20 protein-coding genes are annotated in these 25,463 nt (G+C 62.9%); 13 read left to right on the top strand and 7 right to left on the bottom strand.

Going from position 1 to position 25,463, the window contains the following annotated elements; translation table 11 throughout:
* Positions 1-25: 25 nt before the first annotated feature.
* Both LZC95_34440 and LZC95_34435 read right to left on the bottom strand, forming a co-directional pair.
* On the bottom strand, positions 26-1,906 hold the full coding sequence (locus LZC95_34440; GenBank protein WXA91545.1) for a glycosyltransferase family 39 protein: 1,881 nt from the start codon (positions 1,904-1,906) through the stop codon (positions 26-28).
* Positions 1,907-2,107: 201 nt separating this feature from the next.
* The gene (locus LZC95_34435; GenBank protein ID WXA91544.1) at positions 2,108-2,779 is read right to left on the bottom strand and encodes a hypothetical protein; all 672 of its coding nucleotides are present in this window, start codon (positions 2,777-2,779) and stop codon (positions 2,108-2,110) included.
* Positions 2,780-2,904: 125 nt separating this feature from the next.
* On the opposite strand from LZC95_34435, the gene LZC95_34430 reads away from it, so the two are divergent.
* Both LZC95_34430 and LZC95_34425 read left to right on the top strand, forming a co-directional pair.
* Complete coding sequence (locus LZC95_34430) at positions 2,905-3,780, top strand: ATP-grasp domain-containing protein (GenBank protein WXA91543.1); 876 nt, start codon at positions 2,905-2,907, stop codon at positions 3,778-3,780.
* A 157-nt stretch (positions 3,781-3,937) separates the two neighbouring features.
* Complete coding sequence (locus LZC95_34425; GenBank protein WXA91542.1) at positions 3,938-5,743, top strand: peptidase M14; 1,806 nt, start codon at positions 3,938-3,940, stop codon at positions 5,741-5,743.
* A 343-nt stretch (positions 5,744-6,086) separates the two neighbouring features.
* Here LZC95_34425 and LZC95_34420 read toward each other — a convergent pair whose 3' ends face one another.
* The 3 genes from LZC95_34420 to LZC95_34410 all read right to left on the bottom strand — a co-directional run bounded on the left by LZC95_34420 (position 6,087) and on the right by LZC95_34410 (position 8,581).
* Positions 6,087-6,536, bottom strand: a complete 450-nt coding sequence (locus LZC95_34420; protein ID WXA91541.1) for a hypothetical protein — start codon at positions 6,534-6,536, stop codon at positions 6,087-6,089.
* A 68-nt stretch (positions 6,537-6,604) separates the two neighbouring features.
* Positions 6,605-7,369, bottom strand: coding sequence for a hypothetical protein (locus LZC95_34415; GenBank protein WXA91540.1), 765 nt, complete (start codon positions 7,367-7,369; stop codon positions 6,605-6,607).
* Positions 7,370-7,555: 186 nt separating this feature from the next.
* Positions 7,556-8,581 carry a DUF1566 domain-containing protein gene (locus LZC95_34410; GenBank protein WXA91539.1) on the bottom strand — a complete coding sequence of 342 codons (1,026 nt, stop codon included), beginning with the start codon at positions 8,579-8,581 and terminating at the stop codon, positions 7,556-7,558.
* 98 nt (positions 8,582-8,679) lie between these two features.
* On the opposite strand from LZC95_34410, the gene LZC95_34405 reads away from it, so the two are divergent.
* The 8 genes from LZC95_34405 (at position 8,680) to LZC95_34370 (ending at position 18,920) form a co-directional block, all read left to right on the top strand.
* Positions 8,680-10,023 carry a sigma 54-interacting transcriptional regulator gene (locus tag LZC95_34405; protein ID WXA91538.1) on the top strand — a complete coding sequence of 448 codons (1,344 nt, stop codon included), beginning with the start codon at positions 8,680-8,682 and terminating at the stop codon, positions 10,021-10,023.
* Positions 10,020-11,252 (top strand): protein kinase, encoded by a 1,233-nt coding sequence (locus tag LZC95_34400; protein WXA91537.1) that lies wholly within the window; start codon positions 10,020-10,022, stop codon positions 11,250-11,252. The genes LZC95_34405 and LZC95_34400 overlap by 4 nt, the downstream gene beginning before the upstream one ends.
* Positions 11,249-12,256 (top strand): hypothetical protein, encoded by a 1,008-nt coding sequence (locus LZC95_34395; GenBank protein ID WXA91536.1) that lies wholly within the window; start codon positions 11,249-11,251, stop codon positions 12,254-12,256. Before LZC95_34400 ends, LZC95_34395 begins: the two co-directional genes overlap by 4 nt.
* Before the next feature lie 286 nt (positions 12,257-12,542).
* Positions 12,543-13,781 carry a hypothetical protein gene (locus tag LZC95_34390; GenBank protein WXA91535.1) on the top strand — a complete coding sequence of 413 codons (1,239 nt, stop codon included), beginning with the start codon at positions 12,543-12,545 and terminating at the stop codon, positions 13,779-13,781.
* Between the two features lie 22 nt (positions 13,782-13,803).
* A complete protein-coding gene (locus LZC95_34385) occupies positions 13,804-14,859 on the top strand; it encodes a peptidoglycan DD-metalloendopeptidase family protein (protein ID WXA91534.1) in 1,056 nt (351 codons plus the stop codon).
* A 104-nt stretch (positions 14,860-14,963) separates the two neighbouring features.
* On the top strand, positions 14,964-16,019 hold the full coding sequence (locus tag LZC95_34380) for a M20/M25/M40 family metallo-hydrolase (protein WXA91533.1): 1,056 nt from the start codon (positions 14,964-14,966) through the stop codon (positions 16,017-16,019).
* 174 nt (positions 16,020-16,193) lie between these two features.
* Complete coding sequence (locus LZC95_34375) at positions 16,194-17,504, top strand: serpin family protein (GenBank protein WXA91532.1); 1,311 nt, start codon at positions 16,194-16,196, stop codon at positions 17,502-17,504.
* Between the two features lie 324 nt (positions 17,505-17,828).
* On the top strand, positions 17,829-18,920 hold the full coding sequence (locus LZC95_34370; GenBank protein WXA91531.1) for a M35 family metallo-endopeptidase: 1,092 nt from the start codon (positions 17,829-17,831) through the stop codon (positions 18,918-18,920).
* A gap of 37 nt (positions 18,921-18,957) precedes the next feature.
* Here LZC95_34370 and LZC95_34365 read toward each other — a convergent pair whose 3' ends face one another.
* Entirely contained in the window at positions 18,958-21,498 is a 2,541-nt protein-coding gene (locus LZC95_34365; protein WXA91530.1) for an MMPL family transporter, read from the bottom strand.
* Positions 21,499-21,501: 3 nt separating this feature from the next.
* Positions 21,502-22,692 (bottom strand): DUF2029 domain-containing protein, encoded by a 1,191-nt coding sequence (locus tag LZC95_34360; GenBank protein ID WXA91529.1) that lies wholly within the window; start codon positions 22,690-22,692, stop codon positions 21,502-21,504.
* Positions 22,693-22,892: 200 nt separating this feature from the next.
* On the opposite strand from LZC95_34360, the gene LZC95_34355 reads away from it, so the two are divergent.
* The 3 genes from LZC95_34355 (at position 22,893) to LZC95_34345 (ending at position 25,454) form a co-directional block, all read left to right on the top strand.
* Entirely contained in the window at positions 22,893-23,294 is a 402-nt protein-coding gene (locus LZC95_34355; protein ID WXA91528.1) for a hypothetical protein, read from the top strand.
* 13 nt (positions 23,295-23,307) lie between these two features.
* Positions 23,308-24,828, top strand: a complete 1,521-nt coding sequence (locus tag LZC95_34350; protein ID WXA91527.1) for an FAD-binding protein — start codon at positions 23,308-23,310, stop codon at positions 24,826-24,828.
* Between the two features lie 305 nt (positions 24,829-25,133).
* Complete coding sequence (locus tag LZC95_34345) at positions 25,134-25,454, top strand: hypothetical protein (GenBank protein WXA91526.1); 321 nt, start codon at positions 25,134-25,136, stop codon at positions 25,452-25,454.
* Positions 25,455-25,463: the final 9 nt, after the last annotated feature.

Here is a 25,463-nt window from a genome sequence, read left to right as displayed (position 1 = left end):
GCGACGTCGCGAGGATTTCCGGACGTCAGAATGCACGGATGCGCGTGTCGTGCGTTCCCTGATCGATGAAGCGAATGGCCTTCAATGTGACCGGCGCATCCGTTTCGACGAGCAGTTCGTTGATGCCCGAATCGAAAGCGTTCTTGGGCACGGGCAAGTCCACCTCGGTGGTGTTGTCGACGCGGACCGATCCGATGTTGTACCGGCGGAAAAAGCTTCCCGTACGAAGGGTGACATTGGCGGGGCGGCGGCCGTCGGTGGCGAGAGAAAGATGAATATGGGTGACCCAAGGCCAATAGAGCGCGAAGAGGCTGCGCATCCGGCGGCCCGGCCTGATGAGGGCTCCCTGGTCGGCCTTCTCGTACCCGACACCGAAATAGCCCGAGGGCGGGGACGCGAATGAAAGGGTGTCCGTCCCCATCGGCTCCATCGTGCGGTACTGCTTCTGGAAGATCCCGTCCGTGGCGACGATGTCGAATACTTTGGGCGCAAACCGGTAGCGCAGCGCAAAGGGAATCGTGGCGGGCAACGTCCACGGATTTCCTATCGACTCATAAATCGTATTCATCGTTCCGCGGGCTGCGGTTCCATAAAGCTCGGGCGCGGGCACGGCGCGGTCGTTGGGGACCCCCGATGTAGGGACGCTCCACGTGACCAGCGCCCACGGAAGCATGGCGACCGTGACGAGCACTCCGGCGCTCCGCGTCCAGTCTCGGCGCTCCAGCCAGCGCAAACACGGCGCCATGCAGGCCGCCGTCGAAAGAACGAACGGCCCCACGAGCGACGTTTGGATACGCGCGCCCGCCGTCGCCCCTCCCGTCCACGCGAGCGCCGCCGATGCCACGTAATGGTGAAGGCATGTCGCGACGACGAGACCCACGAAGAGAAAGCGCGAGCCTTTCGGGCGGACGAGGAGCGGCAAGCCAATCAGCGCGAGCCACATGAGCGGCGTCCAATACAAAAGACCAGAACGGGCCGCGAACAGCAGGAGGAACGGATGTGCGTGCGTGAGCTGCACATAGAGCTTTCCTTGGGGAATGACGAACGGAAAGCCATACAACTTGGCGTGCACCCAGAACTGCACGGACGCTACGCCGATGAGCGCAACGCCGAACGCCAGGGTGTGCTTGGCCGCCGTGGGTAGCGTGCGGCGAAAGCCTCCGCGGATGGCGTGGTCGGCAACGGCGCCGGCGAACGTGCACGCGAACAAGATCTCGGCGGGGCGGATGAGAAAGGCAAGGCCGCAAGCCGCACCGGCGGCGATCGCCCGCCCGACGGAGGGCGCTTCCCAAAAGCGTACGACGAGGAAGACCGTGAGCGAGACGCCGAAGGCTCCCCACAAATGCGAGTAGCACCAGACCAAAGCCCCGTTGACGTTGAGCTGCGACGCGAATCCGACGGCCAGCACCGCGATGGCGCACGCACCCTCGTCGAAGAAGCGACGGGCGGCCCGGTACCCGAAGTAGACGACGAGCGTCACCGCGACGATGGAGAGGAGTCCCGTGTAGAAGACCAGCGGGCCGCCGCAGGCCGATCGCCACGACGCGGGCGCGTCCGCCGGAAGGCGCACGAGGTGGCGGGCGATGAACAAAACGGGCGCGAGCAGCGCGGCGGGCCCGAAGTAAAACGGATTGGCAGGGCGCCCGCCCCCTTCGTCGACCCCCACGTGCCATGGATCGCCGCACGCGGCATAGTCGTTCGTGAAATCGAGGTCGCCGTCGAACGCCAGGGAGCGGACGAAGATCCAGGAATAAAAGCCATCGCCGTACACCTGCGAGGTTTGCGCGTTGGCGAAGTAGCGCCACGCATGGGCGATGAACACCACGAAGACCGCCAGTAGCCCGTACCGCTTGTCGTTTCGGTAGCTCGCGAAAATGCGCGCGAGGCCGGTCCAATAGTGGCTCATGGCGCGATGAGGCACCATGAAGAGTTCGCTCCGCTTCTTCGAGCAGGCGGGAGAATCGTCGCGTGTTCGCGTGACCATCGGGTCAAAAGAAAAGGAAGCCTTCATTCATGTCTCGCATGGATGCGCGGTTCGGCCCGAGTCCATTTGGAAAAATGATGCTCTATCGGGAAGTCATTCGGATTTCCACGCCGGGCCGGCGTTTCAGTCGCGGGCGCGGGGCGCTTTTTCGACCAGCGTGCTGCGATAGATCGCCACGTCGGGGGAGCGAGGCGGCTCGAGGGCGAGCCATGGGCAAGGTGGTAACGTCAAATCGACGCAGCACACGCGTATCGTTCTCGTGCGTGCGATGGACTCGAGCGCAGCCAGCACCTTGGCCAAACGTTCCCCACTGAACGGGCAATAAAGAAAGAACACCGAGCCGCGCGTGATGAGACCCGTGAGTTCCGCCGCATCGCCCTGGACGCACGCAACGCGGGATAGGAGCAGGCGCGCCGCGAGGGCGCGTGCGGCGCCGACGAGCTTGGATTGAATCTCGACGCCCATCGCGCCAGCCCCCGTGAGCAGGTGCACGAATGCGGCCGCACGTCCCAGCCCCGAACCAATATCCACGAACACGTCCGAGTGGCACACGCCTGCCTGCTCCACCATCCGCAGCAGGACATCGACCGAGCAGGGAATATAAGGAACGCATCCCCGCGGCAGGTCGGGGCCATCTTCAGGTAGCTCGTGAAGCCCGAATACCTCATCGACCCAGGCATCGCGGGCGGTCGGCGGAACGCTCAGGAGCGAGGCGCGGAACTCCGCAGGGTCGTGCGTCTCGTGCTCGATTCGCGAACGAATCCTTTCGGCGCTCTCGCGAAGGCTCTCGTCCATCGAGATGAGGATATCGCAGAAATCGCCCCCTGCCGATTCAATCTATACACGATGGGCGCGCTCGTTACGAGACTGGTGAATTCGCGCACCGTGGCTAGCTTCCGCGGCTCACCAAGGAGGCGCCCATGGAAGACCTCAGCATTTTGTTCGGCCGCCCGCAGCGTGCGCCGGACGCCGACGATCGCTTCGAGCTCGAAGTCCTCGCGGCCGAGGAACTCGGCATCGAATCCTTTGCCATCCCGCTCGATCTCGTGGTCGATGGCGACGCGGAGCGCGCGCTGAAGCGGCTGCCGCGCGCGTCGGGGCGTACTTGGCTTTACCGCGGATGGATGTTGAACGAGGAGGAATACACTGCCCTCTACGAGGCCATTGGAGAGCGCGGCGAAGAGCTGGTGGTCGACCCCGAGAGCTTCGCCGAAGCCACGTATGCGCCCAATTATCTTCCTTTGCTCGGAACACGCACGGCGCCGGCTCGCTGGACGGAGAGCGAAAGCATCCGCGAGGCGTGGGAGGTCGCGCAGGAGCTCGGCCCGCCGCCGTGGATCGTGAAAGATCACGTGAAGTCCGCCAAGGAAGCATGGCATCGCGCGTGTTTCGTTCCGGGAGGTGCGGATTTCGAAGACTTCGCCGCCATCTGCGAAAGGCTCGTCGAGCTCCGCGGCGATCGCTTCGAACGCGGATTCGTCGTGAAGAAATACCTCGAGCTTGCGACGCTCCCGGGTTGGACGCCGGAGCAGCGTCGGGTGACCGACGAGCATCGCCTGGTCTTCTGGAGCGGTCACCTCGTCGCGCATGCTCCGTATTACGATGTGGAGACGGAACTCGAAATGCCGTCACGATTTGCGGATATCGGCACAATTCTGACTTCGCCGTTTTTCACGGCCGATGTGGCGCGTCTCGCGGATGGCGGTCATACGATTCTCGAGATCAACGACGGCGGCTGCTCGACGTGGCCCGAACAAATGGATCCGCGCGACATCTACCGAGCCATGCTTCGTTGACATTTCGGCATCCGCGCTTGTGCCATGACGCGCATCGTCGGTGCGGTATTCAACCGAACGCAACCAAGCTTTTCATTGAATGATGCGCCAATCGATGGGAACGTGGAGTGGGAATTCACACCTGCGCGCGCGTTCGCGCCATCACCATGGTGACGACATGGCACTTTCTTTTCCGAGCCGTCGAAACATTCACGGTATTACTCCGATTACCGCGTTGCTTGCTCTGGCCTGCTCGGCGTCGTCGGGTACGTCGCTGACCGATCCTTCGCTGGTCACGGTGGCGGAGGAGAGCGGCTTTACGCGAACGGGCCGATACGACGAGGTCGTGCGGCTTTGCAACGAGTACCCTCGGCGCTACCTCGAGCGTGTTCGCTGCTACAAATTCGGCGACACGCCCGAAGGTCGCCCCATGCTGGCCTTCGTGGCCGGCGCGAAGAGCACCTTGGAGCCGGCTACCTCGAGAGACCGTCCCGTGGTGCTGGTGCAGGGCGGTATCCACGCCGGCGAGATCGACGGCAAGGACGCAGGCTTCTTGGTGCTGCGCGACATGCTCGACGGCGCCGGCGACATGGGAAAAATTCTCGACGCCGTGACCGTGGTCTTCGTGCCCGTTTTCAACGTCGACGGTCACGAGCGCTTCGGGCCGAACAATCGTCCCAATCAAATTGGGCCAGAAGAAGCGGGTTTTCGCGCGACGGCGCACAATCTCAATTTGAATCGCGACTACATGAAGGCGGAGGCGCCGGAAATGGTGGCGATGCTTCGCTTGATGCAGAATTGGGATCCCATCCTCTATATCGACACGCACGTGACGGATGGTGCCAAGTTCGAGCACGATGTCTCCATCGATGTCGCGCCACGCCTCGGCGGAACCGAGGAGCTCCGAGAGCACGGGAAGAATTTGAGCAATGCGCTGCTGCAGGGGCTATCGAGCGGCGGGCATCTCCCCGTCGATTTTTACCCGACGCTTCTCGAGACGGACAATCCGGCCTCGGGCTTCGGTGTGCAGCTCTATCCACCGCGATATAGCCACGGCTATCGTCCGCTGGACAACCGTTTGGCGATTCTGGTCGAAACGCATTCCTGGAAGGATTACCCGACGCGGGTCAAGCTCACCAAAGACGTCCTGGTGGGTTTGCTCCGCGAAACGGCGGCCAAAGGTCGCACCTGGATGGATGCCGCGCACTCCGCCGACCAGCGAACCGCGGACCGCCTCCCCGGGACCGAGGTGCCACTCGCTTACACCACCACGGATCATACCGTTACGTATCCATTTCGTGGTTATGCGTACCAGCGGGTGCAGTCGGAAATCTCCGGTCTGCTCTGGACGAAATACGATACCAGCCGGCCCGAGATTTGGAATGTGCCGCTCCACGATGAGATTCGGCCCACGGTCACGACCAAGGTTCCCGCGGCTGGCTACGTGGTTCCTGCGGCGTACGCACAGCGTGTAGCGGAGAAGCTGGACGCGCATGGTATCGCGTATACGCGCTTGGACGGCGGGCGCCGTGCAGTGCCCATGGAGGTGTTTCGCGCCGACGAGGCGACGACGAGCGCGCGGTCCTCGGAAGCGCGCCAGACCGCGTCCGCGAAGGGCAAGTGGGTGCCCGAATCGCGGGACATCCCCGCGCTTTCCCTGTTCGTGCCCACCAAGCAAGCGAAGGCCATGGTGGCCGTGCACCTGCTCGATCCGCAGGGGCCCGACAGCCTTTTCGCCTGGGGCTTTTTCAATGGGCACTTGGAGCAAAAGGAATACATCGAAAATTACGTCATCGAAGACATTGCGCGGCAGATGCTCGCCAAGGATCCGCAGCTCAAAGCGGAATTCGAGAGCAAGCTGGCCAGCGATGCGGTGTTCGCCAAAGACTCTGCCGCTCGGCTCGAGTTCTTCTATCGGCGTACACCGTATTGGGACGAGCGCTATCGGTTGTACCCGATTTACCGAGTGGAAAAGGAGCCGTAGCGTCGATGGTTCACACCCTCCGACCTTGCGCGCCGCTGACCGATTCGGGGGTCACCTGGCAGCCTGCCCGACCATGAGCTCTACGGCCGCAGAAATGTGACTCCAAGGCTGCGCAAACGGTGCACCTACATGCGCATCTCCTTGCGCTCCCTGGCAAGCATCCTGCGGCGGCGATGCCAGTCTCCCTCGATCGGGCCCGTATTTCTCGCGCGGCCTGCTTCGTGCAGTGTCGTCGGGCATCGCAGGTGGCCCGGGGGATCCGGGGCTCGGAAGGGTGCCGATGAGGCCCGCGGGGTTCGACTCCCCGGCTTGCGACCAAGTATCTTCCTTAGTTTTACCTCACTCAGTGGCCGTTCAGGCGCGCGAGCTCGCAGGCGAGCCATTCACCAAGCTTGGTGCGGTCGTCGGTGGAGGGACGAGGATTGCTCGGCGGCATCTTCTCGTTCTTCGAGCTCGGGCCAAATGCGGCGTACTGGTCGACGTGGTTGGCGACGTTGAGCACACCCGTCAACGTGTCGAAGTCATGGTACGCGGGGGCGCCGTTGCGCGCGGCGCCCGATAGGGTGCTGCTGTGGCACCGCGTGCAATACGACTCCATGAACGCGCGCCCGAAATTGTCGTACGAGAGCGTGCTGCCCGAAGGGCACGTCGCCCCCGAGGGAGGGCCGATTTGACCCTCGCCCGGGCCGTGCGTGTGGCCGTCATCGTCGTGCGAATCACTGCCGCACGCGACGAAGCCCGATAGTGCGGTTGCGACCAGGAGTACGGCGGAAAGTCGGGAGAACGTCGCCATTGGGGCGGCGAACTCTAGCAGAGTCGCACGGCCATGCAGGTGCGGCAGTTTGTCGCGCCTCAGACCGACTACCTCATGCAGCGCTGGTACTCGTCCGCGCACGTGACGCCACCTGGATCGTGTTCACCCTCCAGGCAACGCTTGTATTGGAACTTGCAACTCTTCACGTGTTGCTCCTCCACGTCCGCCGCCTGGCCACGCAGCTCCTTTTCGCTCACGGGTTTGGACATGAGTTGCAGGGTCAAAGGTCCCGTGCCGAGATCATGGAGGTGTGTGTCGTCGTCCGCGCTTCCCCAAATGGCGTGCAGATCGAATTCGCTCTCGCCGCTCTTTTGAGGACAACCCAACGAGCCCACGCCGCCCGGACCGTGCACGCCCGGCCCGCCGGATCCGCCGACTCCGTTTTCCTTGAAGAAGAAGGAAAGTCCTTTCTTGGCGTGCGGCGAAAAGCTCGCACCCGATTCGAGGCGAACGATCATCATGTAGCATTTGCCCCGGCGCACCTTGTGGCGCGAGGGCGTGAACCCGTCCAGCTTTCTCGAGATGGGCGGGCCCTCTTTGACGTACCCTTGCGTGTTCTCGGCGATGAATGCTTCGCGTTCTTCGGCCGAGTGCTCGAATTCGGATTTCGACGTTTCGACGGCGGGCGTGTTCTGCGGGGGCGCCGGAGGAGGCGCTGGCGGGGCAGGTGGAGTCGCTTGCGCGGTTTGGGGCGGAGGTTGCGTTGCGTTCGATTCGCTCGAAGGATAGGGCACGAGTATTCCGCAGCCGGCGGAGAAGCTCGCAACGAGCAGCCAGATCGGCCGCGTTCGGGATGACGTGCGACGGTGCATTCAATCCTCTAATTTTGAAAAGTATTCGATTCGAGGCGCCGAAAGTCTGGCGCGTCGACCCCGTACATCGCAGCAACCGTGCCATCCGATGAAGTCGCAAATGGCCGACGATTTTCGCCGGCTATTCGTATTTCGGTGTCCGGGTTGGGGGCCCTGGGCGCCCGTCGTTGGGTTCTCGCGTACCCGTCAGCGCACGCAGCGCGCGCTCGCGAGCGTGTCGCTCTGGCTCATGGAGACGCCGCCGCTCGAAAAGTCGATGAAGGCATATTTTTCCGACCGAGAGTCGTACGCGCTGGTCCAGAGGACCGGTGACGTGCCCGACGGTGGCGGATCGAATACGTCATACCAAATCGGTACTTCGGTTTGCCGCTCGTCGATGAGCGTCTGAATCTCGCGCAGGCTGGGAAGGCGATATCCCGCTGGCTTCAGGTCCTCGCAACGGTGCCGGGCGCTCGTGATGTCCTGCGCTGGGCCCGCGGACTTTTCCCAAACGAGCCCGGTGCGCGTATCCCTCACCAGGGTGCCTTCTACGGTGAAACGCGGCTGGGTGCTCGACACGCGCCCGCCGCGCACGCATCGGAAGTGCTTCGGCCCGACGTTTTCGTCGTAGAGCCAGGCCGTCCCGGAAACGGGGTCCATTTCCCAGCGGGCTCCCGTCCGTCGCTTCGCCACGTATGCGGAAATGGTCCAGTACGCCGAGTAATTCGAAACATTCGGTTCGAGTGGGAACCTGTCCCGATTGATGGCATCGGAGTTTCCTCCGTAATCCATGATGCTCACGAACTCGATGCGGGTCGGAAGCCGCCAGTCGTCGTATCCGGCGAGTTGGAGCGCGGCGCACACACGGGGCGGCTCGGGCCAATTTTTCGTCGGTTGGTTGCCGATTTTCCGCTGCCACATCAACCCGGTCGTCTTGTCCAAAACCGTGTCGTCCGTCACTTCGTAATTGGCCGGAGGCGGGGACAGGACGGGGAGAGGCCACTGAGGCTCCGTTCGATCGACGTTTTCGGAGCTACTGCTGCCAGTGCCTCCGTCGGCGCCGCCATCGGCCTCGTCCGAGCGTCCCCCATCGTCGAAGCGTTGCTCGCCGACGGGGTGAACACCGCCATCGAAGTTCGGAGGGAGAAGTGGGGCGTCATCTTCGATGCCCAGAATGGCGCGGCAATCGACTGTGCTCGCAACGATCCCTATCGAGGCTAAAACGATTTCCACCGTTCGTCGGATGCTTGACGAAGGAAGAATGCGGTATATCACGCCGTACCTCTACGCGTACGCGAGTCCATAGCTTCCTAGCATCCTGCCATCGTCTCATGATTCAGCGAATCACCAATTTCATCGAACGCGTTTCCGGGCAGCGCGGAAATCGCGTGCGCATCGTCGGCGCATCGGAACCGCTCGTCAGGGCGCGTTTGGTCACCCTACCCGCGGCCGGCGTTCTCGTGGGCGCCGATTCTTCGTGCGATGTGCGGCTCGAGGACCCGGCCGTATCGCGGAAGCATGCGACCATCGTTCCGGTCGACCAAGGCTTCGAGGTGTGCGATCTCGGTTCCCGCAACGGGACCTGGCTGGACGGCACCCGCATCACACGCGTCATTGCACCTGCGGGCGCCACACTGGGAATTGGCAATTCCCTCGTCCAGCTTCTTCCAGAAGAAGACTCGCTCGATATTACTCCAAGTAATGCCACGTCCTTTGGTGACTTATCGGGTTCCAGCGAACCCATGCGCCGGGTTTTTGCTATTTTGGAGCGCGCCAGCCAATCGAGTGCGCCGATTCTTCTGCTGGGCGAAAGCGGCACGGGCAAGGAGCTGGCGGCGCGCGCGCTTCACGAGAGCAGTCCGCGCCGCGGTGGGCCCTTCGTCGTGTTCGATTGCGGGGCCGCCAGCACGACGCTCATCGAAAGTGAGCTCTTTGGCCATAAAAAGGGCGCCTTTACCGGTGCCCATCGCGATCACGCCGGGGCATTTGCGGCGGCGCACGGCGGCACGCTCTTTCTCGACGAGATTGGCGATCTTCCCCTTGCCCTGCAGCCGAAGCTCCTGCGCCTCCTCGAACGCAGCGAGGTCACCCCGCTCGGTGCCCGTGCGGCCGAGCGCTACGACGTGCGCTTCGTGGCAGCCACCCACCGCGATCTGTGGAGCGACGTCGGCGCCGGGAACTTCCGTGGTGATTTGTATTATCGACTTGCCGTCGTGGAGGTTCACCTCCCTGCCTTGCGTCAGCGCAAAGACGATATTCCCGTTCTGGTGCGCGCGCTTTTGCGTGCGAATGGATCGAGTGACGCCGACATCGAGGGCCCGCAGCTCGAACGGCTTCTCCGGTATGCGTGGCCCGGCAACGTGCGCGAGCTTCGCAATGTCGTGGCGCGTGCCGTAGCCCTCGCCGTGCCCGGCGCGAAATTTCGCGACATGCCCATTCTCCTTCGTTCCGAAGGATCACCGCGAGAGCCGGCCGTGCTTGCGGACGTACCCTACCTCGAGGCCAAAGAGGCATTGCTCACGCGGTTCGATCGAGACTATTGCACCGATCTTTTGCACCGTTCGGGGTCCAATTTGTCCGAGGCCGCGCGTATGGCCAAGATCGAGCGCAAATATTTGTACCGTGTTTTGGAGCGCGCGGGACTTCGTCACCGTGATTCGCAGGGAGACGAATGATCACGGCTGGCGACGTGTTGGAGCTCGAATCGGTCCAATACCGGGTGACCAAGGAGCTCGGGCGCGGTGGCACGGGGGTGGTTCACGAAATTCGCCGGGTCGATGATGACCTGGCCGAGCCTCTCGCCATCAAAGTGTTGCACCCCGATATCGATATTACCGAGCGTGAGCGCGAGCGTTTCCTCGGTGAGGCCGAGCGCATGCGTCGCGTCGCGCACGCGGGCTTGGTGAGCGTTCTCGGCGCGGGTGCGCTGGCGAATGGCTGCCCGTACCTGCTCATGCCGCGTCTGCGCGGCGAAAGCCTAGCCGCGCGACTCGAACGCGGCCGCATGCCGCCCGACGAAGGCGTCCGGGTATTCACGAAGCTCGCCGGTGCCGTGCACGCCGTGCACATGGCGGGAATGATTCATCGCGATATCAAACCGGAGAATGTATTTCTCGTCGATGGCAATCCGGTGTTGTTGGACTTCGGCATTGCGCGCGACATGCACTCGGAGCGTTCGACGACCACGGAGGAAGGCCGCATTCGGGGGACGCCTGCGTACATGGCTCCGGAGCGATTCTTCGGTGAGCCGGCGAGCGTGGCGTCCGACGTCTACGAGCTCGGTGTGCTGCTTTACATCGTGCTGGTGGGCCGCCTTCCGTGGAGCTCGGGAAGCGACGTGCGTCAGCGGCTCAACCCCGCGAATCCGAGCCTATCCGGAGTCTCGCCCGGATTGACGGCCGCGATGCTCGAAGCCCTGTCCACGCGACCCGAAGCTCGCTTCGCGGATGCGGCGACATTCGCGGAACATGTCGAAGCCGCCTGGTTCAACGTGGATGAATCCGATGCATCGAGTCGGGTTACGGCGGATATGCGGCTATCGTTGGCGATGCAGCCGACCGTGGCCGTCATGACCCACGCCGAGCCCGCCCGGCGAGGCAAGCCGTGGATGGCTCTGGCCGCGGTGGTGATCGCCGCGCCGGCGTTGGCGGCCATGACGTTGAAGCGAGAGGATGCCGGCGCACCCGTCGTCACACCGGCGGAAGCTGCCACGCCCGATGCGGGCGTCGCCAGGTCCGAGCCGGGAGTCGCGTCCGGGCAGGCCGGATCGGCCGCACCCTCGCCGCCTCGCAAGTCGTCCGCGCCGGCGCGGTCCACGGTGCGTCCGCCGCAGGTGTCTGCGCGTCCGCCGCAAGCATCCGAGCGCCCCCGCGGCGACGAGACGTATTTCGAGGACCGAAGATGAATTTGTTGCCCAGGCAGTATGTCGTTCTTTCATTGATTCTTTCGTGCACGAGCGCCACGGCGATGGCGCGCGCCGGCGATGTCACTCCGGGGGATGCCATGGCTGCCGAAGCGGCGTTCAGCGATGCGCGCAGGCTCATGAAAGAGGGGCATTTCGAAGAAGCATGTCCGAAGCTCGAGACGAGTTATCGGCTGGATCCCGCCCTCGGAACCTTGCTGAATCTCTCGGAGTGCTTCGTTCGCACCGGCCGCACGGCGAGCGGTTGGCTCCATTACCGCGAGGCCGCCGCCATGGCCCTGCGGCAGGGCGAAACGAAGCGGGAGGCCATCGCGCGCGAGCGCGCAAAAGCGTTGGAACCGCGGCTTTGTCGCCTCATCGTTCACGCGCCCGACACCGCGGGTGAACTCCGTCGCGACGGAACGCTCGTGCGCCGCGAGGATCGCGGTGAGGCCGTTCCCATCGATCCCGGTACGCACATTCTCGAGGCGAGCGGTCGCGGATTTGCGCCCTATATCGTCCACGTCGAAATCGTGGGGCCAGCGGAGGGCGCCTGCAAGCAGGTCGTCGTCGACATTCCGGCGGCTCTGGGAGGCGTCAAGCCGGAGCCTGCGCCGGCCGCAAGTCCGGTTGCAGCACCCGCCCACGAACGGATTGCGGTGCTGCGACGCGAGCCATTGCCGGCGGCGCAGGCGCCATCACGCTGGGCGGTGCAGCACACGCTTTCGCTCGCATCGGTGGGGGTCGGAATCGTGGCCCTCGGAATCGGTGCCGGTTTTGCACTCGACGCAAGCGCGACGGAGCGCGACGCCGATGCGCATTGCCAGCCGGCCGGGTGCACCTCCGAAGCGCGCGATGGCCACGCCGCCGCCGGTCGCTCCGCCGATATCGCCACAGCGAGCATCATCACGGGGGCTGCATTCCTCGTCACGGGCGCGATCCTTTGGTGGACGTCACCCTCGTTGCACCGATCCCCTATGCCGCGGGGAGTGGCCCTGCGGTTTTGAGAGACTCGCCGGAACGCGTTCTTCCGCGAGAAGGAAGCATGGGTTCCGGGTAATCCGACTTCGTCTCACATGATGGGGCATATCGACGGCGAAGTTACGTATCCTTCATGGAAGACCTCCATTCAACGCGCTATGGTATACATCGTATGTACCATGTACCGAGGCCGACGCGCGAGTCATTTTGGAGAAACTCGCCCCGACGGATCTTTCCGTGTGCCGATTCCAGGTGTCTCGCGCGACGGTCGCCAATCACACAATGGCATGAACCAAGCATGGATAATGGCCTATGCACATTCCGTTCAACGCGAAGTCGCTGGTTACGATCACCGTAGTATCGCTCGCCGCGATGGCGGCACCGGGATGCAGCTCGCGTGAAGAGCCTTCGACCGGGCCAAACAGCGTGGATGCTCTTTCGAGTGTCGATCGCTTTCCACGTTACGAAAAAATTCGCGATTCGGCGCATGCGCGCGGAATCGGCAATGCGTATTTGCTGGCAGGCATCGCCATGCACGAGTCGGCCGGGCTCGCGATGTGTTGGTCCGAGCTGACGTGGGCATGCCAGGGACCCAACTCCCCGGATTGTGGAGGCGGCCCGATCATGGCCGGCTCGGGGGACGGATCCTGCGACGCGCAGCAAGGCGGCTTGGGCATGTTCCAATTCGATGCGGGGACGTATTGGGACACCATCCATCGATACGGAGAAGACGTCCTCACCATCGATGGCCAGGTTGCGCACGCGATCGATTACGCGGTCAACATGGTCAAAGTGTCCGCATACACGACGGACGCCGAGACCGACGAGAAAGCGCGAGCGTGGATCAACCGATTCGATATCAACGATGGGACGCTTCGCGACCAGTGGATCAAAACCGTACTGAGTGAGTACAACGGATGCCGAAGCCCCGATTGGAGCTGCTGGGCACCGCGCTACCAGCAATACAACGATGCGCTTTCACAAGTGCTCGACGAGACGCCGGCAGGCTTCTGGGGGCAGACAGGGATCACCTGCGAAGGCGGCAGCGGCACCGTCGTGGGCATGATCGCGGAGAAGTACCGTTCCCTCGGCGGATGCGGCTCGATCCTGGGGGTCCCGCGGAGCAATGAAACCACGACGCCCGACGGCATCGGCCGTTACAGCGTCTTCGACCGCGGCTCGATCTACTGGACGGAGGCCCTCGGCGCGCACGAGGTGCACGGCGCCATTCGAGACAAATGGAAAGACGTCGGTTGGGAGGCGGGTGCGCTGGGATATCCCATCTCGGACGAGACACCAACGCCGGATCCGATAGGGCGCTACAACGTGTTCGAGCATGGATCGATCTATTGGACGGAGGCTACCGGCGCGCACGACGTCCGCGGGGCGATTCGGGACAAATGGAAGGACCTCGGTTGGGAGGCCGGGAGCCTGGGCTACCCGATTTCCGATGAATACACCGTCTCGGTGGGCCGCAGGAGCGACTTCCAAAAAGGGTCGATCACCTGGAACGAGAAGAGCAACCAGACCACCGTCGAGATGAAACCATGATGGACCAGCCCGGAGGTGTGGCATGACGTCATTCGGATATGTTCCCCCGCTCGCGATGGCCCTGCTATTTGGCGTGGGGGCATGCTCCTCGGGCCGCAACGAGGAACTCGCGACCGAGCAGGCGAGTACATTCGGCGACACGGCATTCTGTCCCGCAGAGGGCCCGATCACGCAGTGGTACCACGATGGTCATGACGGCGTTGACATCGGGGGCGCCCTCAGTGCGCCAATCTTCGCCACGGCGGCGGGCGAGGTGACGGCCTCGGGTCCTGCCCAGGGTTACGGGCAATGGATCCGGATCCGGCACGATGATGGCAGCATGACCGAATATGGACACATGCACACGCGCTTCGTCGAAGTCGGGGACCGCGTGAACGGCGGTGATCGCATTGCATTGATTGGCGCAGAGGGCCAGGCGACGGGACCGCACTTGCACATTCGCACGTACAACCGTGCAGGCGACGCTCACGGGATCGACCCCGTGGATTATCTCGGCGCCCGCGGCGTCCCGCTGCCCTGTCAGGCGGGGCAGGGCGGTGGCGGCTCCACCACGTGTCCCGGAGGAAGTGGGGCGGTCGAAGGCGCCATCAATGCCAAATACCGCGCGCTCGGAGGTTGTGAATCCGTGCTCGGAGTTCCGCTGACGGACGAGCTCACGACCCCGGACACCCGGGGGCGCTACAACGTTTTCGAGCGCGGTTCCATCTACTGGACGGAATCGACGGATGCACACGAAGTGCACGGCGCGATTCGTGACAAATGGCGAGACTTGAAATGGGAAACGGGGGAACTGGGTTACCCCATCACCGATGAATTTACGACGCCGGACGGCTACGGGCGCTACAACGTGTTCGAGCGAGGATCCATCTATTGGACCTCCGGGACGGGCGCGCACGAAGTTCGCGGAGCCATTCGCGACAGGTGGAAGGACGAGGGCTGGGAGGCTGGCCATCTCGGATATCCCACGTCGGACGAGTACGACGTCGGAAACGATCGGCAAAGCGACTTCGAGCATGGATCCATCCAATGGATTCGCGCGATCAACCAAACGAAGGTCATTTTGAAGTCGAGTCCGTGATGTCCCAAGGAACGATGACTTCCGCAACCGGAATGCGTGCTTCCACGCTGGGGACGATTCCCTGATGCACGACGCGGGAACGAAGATTGCTCATCTAACGGCGCATGATCTTTCGTTATCCCATTTGGGCCGTCGCGTTTCTCGTCGCGTGCAGCAATCAAGGCGGAGCGGCCCCCGAAAGCACCAAGGACGATACGGGCAGCCAACACGGACGCCGCGAAACGGAGGCGCCGCCCGTGGCGTCTCCGTTCGGGCTGGCTCGAACCGTGGATCAAGCACGCTATACGGCGGACGTCGCCACCATTGCAAAGGAGCGAACGCCGAACAACCCTCAGTGGCAGTCCGTGCAGGATCTCTGCGCGACGCGGTTCGAGCAATATGGCTTTACCGTGGAGCGCCGCCACTACGCCACCGGCACCAACGTCGTGGGGGTGAAGACGGGGACGTCGGAACAGGACAAGGCCCATCAAATCATCGTCGGGGCTCATTACGATAGCGTCGCCAATTGCCCTGGTGCGGACGACAATGCCAGCGGCGTGGCCGGCACCCTGGAAGCCGCCCGAGTTCTGAGCAGCGCCAGCTTCCCCCGCACACTGACACTCACGTGTTGGGACGAAGAGGAGACCGGCTACAAGGGGTCGACCGCCACCGCCAAACAATCGACGCAAAATCACGATATCATCGACGCGGTTTTCGACTTCGAGATGATCGCGTTCAAGAGCGATGCGGAGAATTCGCAAACGTTCCCCGTTGGCATCGAGCTCGTAGCGCCGCTGCAGGCGCAATGGCTCAAGGCCAACAAGAACCGCGGCAACTTCATCGCGACCTTCGGCAATCCGGGTACGGAACACGCACTCGAGGTCTTCTCGGTCTACGCGCAGAAAGTCGGTGTCCCCAACCTTGCCACGGGACTCACGCCGCTGGGCATGTTGAATCCTCTGCTCGGCGATCTTCGCCGCTCGGATCATGGTCCTTATTGGACCGAGGGCTATCCGGCGGTCATGGTCACCGACACGGCAAATTTCCGCAACCCGGCGTATCATTGCTTGAACGGAACGGTGGACGATACGAGTCGACTCAATTTCGAGTTCGCAACGCAGGTGGTGAAGAGCGTCGTCGCTGCTAGCGCCGAGATGCTAGGTTTACCCCGCGACATTTGAGCCGAGGCACTGGCGGGGCTGTGCCACGGGTGTGCCAGTGGGACCATGGCGGCATTGCTGAGGTCGATGCTTTGCCGCATTTCCCACGAAAAGCGCGATCTGTCCCGCCCGGCATGCGGCTTGCGGAACGCCCCGGGACACGGGCAAATGCCCCTTGTTTTGGAGGTCTCGTTCATGCGCTCTCTTCTTTCCCTTTCTTCGTCGATGCTCCTCGCCCTCGTCGCCTCGTCCCTCGGTTGCAGCGGGAGCGACGATAGCTCCGCCACCGAGCCGAATATGGTGAAGTCCGATCTGGCGCGCGATACGGCGCCGGCGGCGACCGCCGCCGACGTGGCCGCGCTCACGTCGGCCAATGCCGACTTCGCATTCGACTTCTATCGCACGGCCGCACCCACACTCGGCGGCAAGAATCTGTTCTTCTCCCCGCACAGCATCTCGGTGGCGCTGGCCATGACCTACGCCGGCGCCCGCGGAACGACCGCGCAGGAGATGGCCAAGGCACTTCACTTCGCGCAGACGCCCGAGACCTTGCACTCGGCCGTGAATGCCGTGGACCTCGCACTTTCGAGCCGCGGCAAAGGTGAAAAGGGCGCAGATGGACAGCCCTTTCGCCTGCGCGTGATCAATTCGAACTGGGCCAATACGGGCACGCCCTTCGAAAAGTCATTTCTCGATACGCTTGCCCGCAATTACGGCGCCGGTATGTACGTGACCGATTTCGCGCGTGAGCCGGAGCCTTCGCGCATTCTGATCAACCAATGGACGAGCCGCCAGACGGAAAACCGCATCAACGATCTCATCCCGCAGGGGGGGATCGGCGCGGACACGCGGATGGTGCTCGTCAATGCGGTTTATTTCAATGCAGAGTGGCGCGAGAAGTTCGATGCCAAGGTCACGGCCAAACAAGACTTCAAGGGCCTCGACGGCACGAACCAAAGCGCCGACATGATGACGCAGCTGACCGAGATTTCCTACGCTGAAACCGATGGCTACCAAGCCGTGGACTTGCCGTACGCGGGTGGCGAGACGTCGATGGTCGTGGTGCTGCCGAAGGAAGGCCGCTGGGCGACCTTCGAGTCCGAGTTCGATGGTTCGGTTTATCGAAAGATCACCTCGGGCCTCGCGCCGGCGAACGTCAGGGTGTCGCTGCCGAAGTTCAAGATTGCCGGTGCATCGATGAGTTTGCGGGAGTCGCTTTCCAGTCTGGGCATGGCCAGCGCCTTCTCCGGCAATGCGGATTTCTCGGGCATCCTGAATCGCAATGTCGATTCGCTCATGTTGCAGGACGTGCTCCACCAGGCGTTCGTCAACGTCGACGAATCCGGTACCGAGGCCGCGGCAGCCACCGCCGTGGTCTTGGGCAGAGGCTCCTTGCCCCACGACGTGAAGGCCTTCAACGCGAACCGCCCCTTCTTTTTCTTCATTCGCGACATCCCCACGGGTGCGCTCATCTTCTTCGGCCGCGTGACCGACCCGCAGCGCTAACGCGCATTCGGCACCCGCAAACACGCCGGGCCCGCTTCCTTTGGGAGTCGGGCCTTTCGTGTTCGAGCGCTATCGCCTTGGGACTCGTGGGAACGCGTGTTTCTCAGGGAAATGGCGCGTATGAACGAGGTTTCGTTCATGTGGGAGCAATGGTTGCAAATTCGTATTTGGATCGATTCTAAAGTTTGAAGAGATCCGCGTCGTATGCAAGGCTGTGCTTCGCCTTGGATATGAGCCGTCATTGGCTCTCCTTAGTCCCGCACTCGGTTCGATCCGATGATCTGGGCTTTCTTATCGCCGACCTGCGGGGGAAGGAGAGAATCCATGAAGAAGACCGTTCGACGTTCGTTGAAGTCGTGGCTGGCGTGCGCCGTGATTGTACCGATTTTGGCTGCGTGCGCCGTAGGATCGGAGGATCGAGTCCCCGATGAAGGCCGAGGAGTCGCAGTTGACGGCCTCGACGCGACCGCGAATGGAATGGCCGTGAAGCTTTCGGCGGCAAAGGCCTCGCTCGGGCCGAGCGAAGGGTTCTCGGTCACGGTCACCTGGACGAACGGTACCCAACGCAGCCTGCGGCTTCTCAAATGGAATACGCTGGTCGACGGAATTCGGGAGCCGCTTTTCGTCGTCACCCGCGACGGTGCCGCGGTCGAATACATCGGGCGTCACTACAAGCGCGGCGCCCCGCGCCCGCAAGATTACGTGGTGTTGGAACCCGGCGAGAGCCTCACCAACACGGTGGATCTCGCCGAGGCCTACGATCTGTCGGTATCGGGCCAGTATGCGGTGCACTTCGCGGAGGGCGCGGAGCTCGTTTCCAATGAAGTGAGCACCTGGGTCGAAGGCCGCCCCTGGGCGCTGGACGAGGGCGAGTCCGACGAAGCGACGGCCCTTGCTGCGGATATCAAGTTCAGCGGCGGCTGCAAAAGTGGTGAGAAGGACAAGCTCCGGACCGCGATGAAGGACGCGGCCTCCCACGCATCGAAAGCGGCGTCCTATCTCAATGGGAGCGCGGGATCGAAACCGCGCTACACGACCTGGTTCGGTAGCTACAAGGCGAGCCGGTGGGATACAGCGCAATCGCACTTCAAAAAGATCAAAGATGCGCTCGCGAACAAGGATTACACCTTGGACTGCGGATGCAACGAAGACAACGTGTATGCGTACGTTTACAAGAACAAGCCCTACAAGATCTATCTCTGCGATGCGTTCTGGAGCGCACCGGCCAAAGGCACGGACTCCAAGGCAGGCGTCATGATCCACGAAACCAGCCACTTCGATGTGGTTGCGAGCACCGAAGACCACGCCTATGGCCAAGGGGACTGCAAGAAGCTGGCAGACGACAATCCCGGCAAGGCCCTCGACAATGCGGACAGCCACGAATACTTCGCGGAGAATACCCCCTCCCAGAACTAGAGCTTATTCGCGGAAGCCATCGCGAACACCGGAACCTCTATCCGTCGGAGCAGACCGAGAGGGCGGGCCGGCGTTTTCCGAGGATCGAGAGAAGCGACGGCAAGAACACGACCGCCGAGAAGACGCACGCCATTTCGCCGGCGACCGCGAGCACACCGAAAGAGTTCAACGCCTGGACGTCGGAAAACATCAATGAGCCATAGCCCACGACGGTGGTGAAGCTGCAGAGCAGAACGGCCCCGGACGAGCGAAGCATGGCGCCCACGACGTCGCCGTCCAAGAGTCGCGTGCGGTCGGCGATGTTGAATGGGTATTCGCAGCCGATGCCCAGCGTGATGGGCAAGGCAATGAAGTTGACGTAATTGACCCGGATATCGCGGTAGGCGGCGAATCCGACCAGCCATACGACGCCGAGGACGAGGGCCACGAGAACACTGACGATCCATTTCGTGCGCCGCCCGGCGACGACGAGCACCAGCACCACCAGCGCGAAGGCGAGCAGCGAAACGCGCGGACCGTCTTCGCGCATGCTTCGGAGGATCTCGGCGAAAATCGTGGACCGGCTGGCGGTCATCACCACGGTTCCATCGGAGAGTCGCACGTTGTCCGTCGTTTTCGACAGGCGCAGGTGATTGTGCCCGTCGGCGAAGACCACGTCGTTTCTCGGTTTGACGTAGAACACCGTGCCGAGCCGCCCGTCGTTCTCGGTGAAGCGGCGGCGGAGCAGCGGCGGCAAATCCTCCTTCTCGAGCACGCGGAGCGATTCGGGCGGGCGCGCCCGCAGGGCGGTCTCGCGTTCCTTTGGTTCGAGCTCGGCCAGCACACGGGGCGTGAGGTGTTCGCGAATACTCTCCAAGGTGCGAAGCTTCTCGTCCTGCTCGCGGCGGCTTCCGGGGAGATAGTCATCGATGGTCGTGATTTCGGCGATGAGACGCCCCTGCGGATCGTTGGCGTCGTTCTGGAGGATGCGCTCGGCCAACAGAGGCACCTGCTCGGGCGAATCGGCAAGCATGAGTGCGCCGGCAATGTTCATCTTGCCGCCGAAGACCTCATTGGCTTTGTTGGACCAATCGCCGGCACCGCTCACCTCCGACGAACGCGAGCCGAGCTTTCCAAAGTCGTATTCCCACGGATCGCGCGCATACGATGGAATGCGCCAGGCCGCGACCAAGGTCATGATGGCACCGGCGGCGAGAAACAGCCACGGGGCTCGCGTCGTTTGGACGGCGAGCCATCGCGTGACGGCGCTTCGCGAGCCATCGGGCCGCACGGCGGGTGCGCGATCGCGCAGCGATGGAGGCAGCTTGGACTGAATGCGCTCCACCAAGGCCGTCGCCGCGGGAACCAGCACGACGATGGATGCCCACGCCGCGAGCATCCCGACGAATCCCATCACCCCGAACTGGCGGAACCCACGGAAATTGGTCACGGAAAGCGACCCATAGGCGATGGCGGCCACACACGCCCCGACGAGCTCCGCGCGAAACGCATTCCAGACCGCCTCGCGCCGCGCCACCTCCGGCGCCATGCCGCGGGCGCGAAAGTCGTAATAACGAGAGAGAAGGACGATGGGATAATTGATTCCATTTCCCAGAATGATGGCCCCGAGAAACGCGCCCGATGTATTGATGTAGCCAAACGTTGCCTCGGCGAAGGCGTAGGCCACGGCAATGCCGAAGAGCGCGGGCAGCGCGATGATCGGCAGTGCCCAGGCAGATCCATAATAAGCAACGATGGCCGAGGCAATGATGATGAACGCCAGCCCCGTCGCCCACGCGGCCTCGCTCATGATGGCCTTTTTCTCGTCGGAGGCGCTGGCAATGTCGCCGGTGAAGCCGATCCGCATGCCCGGGTGGTACGCGTGCGGCTTCTGCGCAGCCACCACGCGCTCGACGGCGCCGAGGAGAGCATCGCCGCGGGCCTCCCCGAGGTTGGTGCTCGAGATGATTCGCAGTCCTGCGATGCCGCCGTCCTTCGTTTCGAAGTACCCCGTGGGAAAGGCATCACGCTCGGCGGCGCGCGCTTCCCAGCGCTCGAGTCCATCGGCGAGGCCCAGAGCCTCGTTTTCTTTCGCGGGGCCCGAGCCTGTGTCGCGCGCTTCCAAATCGACCACCGCGCCGCTTCTCAGGGCAATTTGGTGATCCAGATCGCCCTCGATCTTTTGGAGCTCGCCGAGGTCTGCATAGAGCCATTTGTTGGCCTCGTAGAATGCGCGAACGTCTTTGGTGCCAGCTTCGACATAGGCAATGAGCTTTCCCGCAGGCTCGTCCGAGGTCCGAAGCTGCTCGAGCGCTTTCGCCAGATCGTCGATGAAGGCTTCGTTTTTGCTGCGATCGGGCGATTCGGCCAGCACGATCAAGGTCGAGCCACCGCCCACGCGTCCGAGTTGGTGCTCGAAGGCGCGAAATCCGGGGCTGTCGCGCGGCAGCAACTCCAGCAGATCGGAGTGCAATTCGAGTTTGGTCGCATACGTGAAGAGCCCCGCAATGGCGAGCCACGCGCCAAGGAGCACGGCGATGGGATGCTTGGCCGCCGTGTCGACGAGGCCGAGAACCAGTACACGCAGTCGTTCGCGCATGGGTCAGCTCGCGATGGCGGAGTAATGGCGCGCGGACGTGCGACGCCTGGCCGATTGGAACATGGGAAGCAGAAGATCGACGTTCATGAGAATCCACAGGAGAAACAGGGGCACCACGCGCAACGGGTGAAACTCGCGGTGTGCTGCGATGAAGGAGAAGAATCCCGTCACCCGAGGGTCCGGGCGCACGAAGAAAGGGCCTGGCGCAACGGTTGCCATGGCCACGAGAAAGCCGCGAACACCCTGCGGGACCCACGACGTCGTCGACGTGGCATACCAGACGCCGACCGCGAGCGCCGAGATGACGAACGATGCATACTCCGTCCGGTGGTTGAAGAGCACCGTGAAGACGAGAAGCGAGCATGCCAGCGTTCGACGCCACGCGGCCGTGGTTCCCAGGCGCAAACCGACCACGATGCTCACGCCTTGCACGAAGAGCGCGGCCAGCTGAATGGGCGAATTGGACCATGCCGACCCGGCGTGGCCCATCTGCAACATGTGCATCACCGACCAACCGCGGTTGTCGTGATCGCGCGCGAGCAGACGTCCCCACGAGGCATACTGCGCGAGAAGCTCGCCCGGCGTGAGCACGAGCAGCGGCAGCAGAAGGCCAAGGGCGCTCGCCAGCGCAATGGCCCCGAAGGCGCGTCCCCGCGCCGATAGAGGACGAAATAAGGCAAATGCGACCCCCAGCAGAGGAAAAAGCTTCACGAAGGCACCGAGCGCCACCCATGCCGCACCGTACGCCACGCGGCGGTGTTCGAGCGCGTGCAGCGCCATGAAGAACGCGCCGGTGACGAGCAAATTGCTCTGATCTCCGTCCGTCGCGAGCAGGACGCCCGGCATGGCAATCAACAGCGCCACGCGTTTTTGCGTCTCGTCCTCGACCAAGCGATCCACGCCGAGGAACGCCAAAAGAAAATTGGCAAAGCTCCAGAGGGGAGCCGCCAACCACGTGTGCGAAATCGCAAAAGGAAGAAAGAGAAGCGCGAAGCTAGGGCTATATTTGAAATAGTCGACCGTATGGAGCTCGTACAAATCGCGCCCCGCGACGAGATCGCGCGCGGCTTGCGAGAAGACGGCGAAGTTCTTCGATTGGCCGAAGCCAAGGGAAACGGCGCCGGCCACGACTCCGGAAAATGCATAAGCGAACCCAAGGACCGTCCGCGACGGCCAACGAGGCGTAGCGTCCATGGACGCTCAGATTCCACCGTGCGGTCACGTCCTACAAATGACGGCACCTGACAGAAGATGACGGCGCGCCTGTCGCAGGGCGCGTTGCACGTTGCAACGTGCAACGCGGCTCGGGGCGATGTTTGCACGGGCTCGTGCGGTCGCGGTCGTGCGAATTCCATGGCACTGCATCTGCAGTGTCCACGGGCAGGAGAATCCTCATGCCGCGTCGGGATAGGTCAAGACGGGCGGTGGCGCTGCTCTTCATCGCGGCAACCGCGGGGTGCTATCACTACCGCGTGGCCGCGCCGGCGGTGGCCAATGCCAATGAGCCGATCGCGAGCACCAAGTGGTCGCTCCTTTGGGGCACCATCCAGAATGAGTCGACGGACACGTCGTGCATCTGTTTGAACAATGGAATCAAAGAGGTCACGGCCTCGACGAACTTTGGTTACGTCATGCTGAGCATTGCTTCACTGGGCATTGCGGTGCCCATTCGTATGGAATACGTGTGCGGCAAGCCTCCGCCGGGCACGGCGCTGCCCCCGCCGGCCGCCGGCCAGTGCCCGAACATCGTTCCGGCGGCTACGGTGCCGAACCACCGCGACGACGGATCGTTTTGAAAGACTCTATTCCATGGCAAGCCCGCTCATCACCCTTCGCGAGAACACGATCTGGGAAAACAAGCACGGCACCGTGAGCATCACGCCCCGCTCCCTTTGCGACGTGTGGAACACGTGGGTGGGGCCGGGCGTGTCGAACGGGCCCATTTGGCGCCCCGGCTTGGCGGGCCTGCGCGCGCTCGTCGCCCAGGCCGAGGCGCAGAACCAGCGCATTCGCGGATTGGGTGGGGCGTGGTCGCTCTCGCCGGCGGCCGCGACCCACGGCATCATGGTGAATACCAAGCCATTGAATTACATCGAACTCGGGTTCCGGGATGCCAGCTTGGACACCGCTTTTTCGGGCAATCCCGACGCGCTCTGTTTCGCGCAATGCGGTGCGAGCGTTTTGGAGCTGTATCAATACCTCGAGGTCCGCGGCTACACCCTTCCGACCTCGGGCGCCAGCAATGGGCAGACCATCGCCGGTGCGGTGTCCACCGGAACGCATGGATCCGCCCATTCGATTGGATCGATGCAAGACTACATCCTCGGTCTTCATATGGTGATCGACGGCGGGCGTCACTGTTGGATCGAACGCGCCTCGAAGCCGGTCGTCTCGCCAAGCTTCTGCCAAGCCATCGGCGCAGAGCTCCTTCGCGACGATGCGCTCTTCAACGCGGCGGTGGTGAGCTTTGGGAGCTTTGGCTTGATGCACGCGGTGTTGTTCGAAGCGGAGCCGCTGTTCTTGCTCGAAAAGAGCCTCGTTCGTATGGACTACGCGCGCGTTCAGGCGGCCCTCGGCACACTCGATGTCGAGGCACTGGACTTGAGCGGCGGGCGCGAACTCCCGTTCCACTTCGAAGTGGTGGTCAATCCCTACCGCGTATCGCGCGGGCAGCGCGGTGCCTACGTTCGGTACATGTACAAGCGCCCTTATCGACCGACGCAAGCGTCGGCCGGCGGGTCGACGTGGGTGCAGGGGGATGATGTCATGACCATGCTTGGCACCGTGACGGGATGGACGCCGCATCTCGTCCCCGTCCTGCTGGAGCCGATCCTCTCGGCGCAACTCGCTCCCGTGCAAGGTGTCGCCGGCACCCCGGGGTTTCAATTCGGGGCTGCCGACCTTCGTGGCTACGTCATGAGCTCAGAGATCGGCGTAGCCCTGGCCGATGCACCCAACGCGATCGACGCCGTGATCGACGTGGCAAACCGATTTCATTGGTCCGGTTTTCCAGCCATTCGCTACGTAAAGGGCTCCGACGCCACCTTGGCATTTACGAATTTTTCGCCGACGGCGTGCACCATCGAGCTCCCCTCCGCCGGTTCGCCGCGCACGCTGGAAGCATTTCACCGCGTGTGGGACGAGCTTCGCGCCCGGGGGATCCGGTTCACGATGCACTGGGGACAGATGATGCGCGAAAATCGTGAATGGATCGAATACGGCCATGGCGCTCGCGTCGAAGAGTGGCTTGCCGCGCGACAATCGCTGCTGGGGGCGACCGGTCAGCGAGCCTTCGGCAGCGATTGGCTCACGGCGTGCGGTCTCGGTTGAGCGCAGGTAAATAGGCATTGCGCCGGGGACGCAGTGCAGCATCACGCATAGTCGCCAATCCGGTAGAGCTGCTTCAAGAACGGGACACGAGCGCATTCGATGCGCATTCGATGCGCATTCGATGCGAGATCCTTGTGCGCACACTGATTCGCCCATCCGCGTCGACTTTTGCTCGTTGCACGCTGCTTCGCAAATCGTTTATAGGTGCCTGAATTCTGCGTAGTCCAGACTCGGCGTTTCTCCAGAGCAGTCGACCATACATTGAATTAGACCGGCGAATCACCGCTCGGTAGAGGAGCAATCGAGTGAACTCAAGAGAGAGATGGACGTCGGTGCACGCCGGCGCGCTGGGCGCGTTTTTCCTACTCGTGACCCTTGGCTTTCCAACAGGCTGCTCTTCGCGACCGGATCCCGATAGCATCGGCATCGACGCGTGCGACGGCTACATCAGCGTCTATCAGGACTGTCTTCGAAGAATGGGCATTTCCGGCCGCCCGCTGTACGCGCGCCTCGGCGCCGCGCGCACCTCGATGATGGTCGCCGCGAGCACCGGAGAAGCGGCGCGCGCAGCCCTTCAGGTTCGATGCATCGAGGCAACCAACCAATTGGCGCAGTCTTGTCCTTGAACTCGAAGG

Source organism: Sorangiineae bacterium MSr12523, from assembly GCA_037157775.1.
GTDB classification, from domain to species: Bacteria; Myxococcota_A; Polyangia; order Polyangiales; family Polyangiaceae; genus Pendulispora; species Pendulispora brunnea.
This window is presented reverse-complemented; position numbering and strand designations above follow the sequence as displayed.

Coding starts and splice junctions, on each gene's coding strand:
- LZC95_34440 (WXA91545.1), bottom strand. CDS start 1,906: ATGAGCCACTATTGGACCGGCCTCGCGCGCATTTTCGCGAGCTACCGA.
- LZC95_34435 (WXA91544.1), bottom strand. CDS start 2,779: ATGGACGAGAGCCTTCGCGAGAGCGCCGAAAGGATTCGTTCGCGAATC.
- LZC95_34430 (WXA91543.1), top strand. CDS start 2,905: ATGGAAGACCTCAGCATTTTGTTCGGCCGCCCGCAGCGTGCGCCGGAC.
- LZC95_34425 (WXA91542.1), top strand. CDS start 3,938: ATGGCACTTTCTTTTCCGAGCCGTCGAAACATTCACGGTATTACTCCG.
- LZC95_34420 (WXA91541.1), bottom strand. CDS start 6,536: ATGGCGACGTTCTCCCGACTTTCCGCCGTACTCCTGGTCGCAACCGCA.
- LZC95_34415 (WXA91540.1), bottom strand. CDS start 7,369: ATGCACCGTCGCACGTCATCCCGAACGCGGCCGATCTGGCTGCTCGTT.
- LZC95_34405 (WXA91538.1), top strand. CDS start 8,680: ATGATTCAGCGAATCACCAATTTCATCGAACGCGTTTCCGGGCAGCGC.
- LZC95_34400 (WXA91537.1), top strand. CDS start 10,020: ATGATCACGGCTGGCGACGTGTTGGAGCTCGAATCGGTCCAATACCGG.
- LZC95_34395 (WXA91536.1), top strand. CDS start 11,249: ATGAATTTGTTGCCCAGGCAGTATGTCGTTCTTTCATTGATTCTTTCG.
- LZC95_34390 (WXA91535.1), top strand. CDS start 12,543: ATGCACATTCCGTTCAACGCGAAGTCGCTGGTTACGATCACCGTAGTA.
- LZC95_34385 (WXA91534.1), top strand. CDS start 13,804: ATGACGTCATTCGGATATGTTCCCCCGCTCGCGATGGCCCTGCTATTT.
- LZC95_34380 (WXA91533.1), top strand. CDS start 14,964: ATGATCTTTCGTTATCCCATTTGGGCCGTCGCGTTTCTCGTCGCGTGC.
- LZC95_34375 (WXA91532.1), top strand. CDS start 16,194: ATGCGCTCTCTTCTTTCCCTTTCTTCGTCGATGCTCCTCGCCCTCGTC.
- LZC95_34370 (WXA91531.1), top strand. CDS start 17,829: ATGAAGAAGACCGTTCGACGTTCGTTGAAGTCGTGGCTGGCGTGCGCC.
- LZC95_34365 (WXA91530.1), bottom strand. CDS start 21,498: ATGCGCGAACGACTGCGTGTACTGGTTCTCGGCCTCGTCGACACGGCG.
- LZC95_34360 (WXA91529.1), bottom strand. CDS start 22,692: ATGGACGCTACGCCTCGTTGGCCGTCGCGGACGGTCCTTGGGTTCGCT.
- LZC95_34355 (WXA91528.1), top strand. CDS start 22,893: ATGCCGCGTCGGGATAGGTCAAGACGGGCGGTGGCGCTGCTCTTCATC.
- LZC95_34350 (WXA91527.1), top strand. CDS start 23,308: ATGGCAAGCCCGCTCATCACCCTTCGCGAGAACACGATCTGGGAAAAC.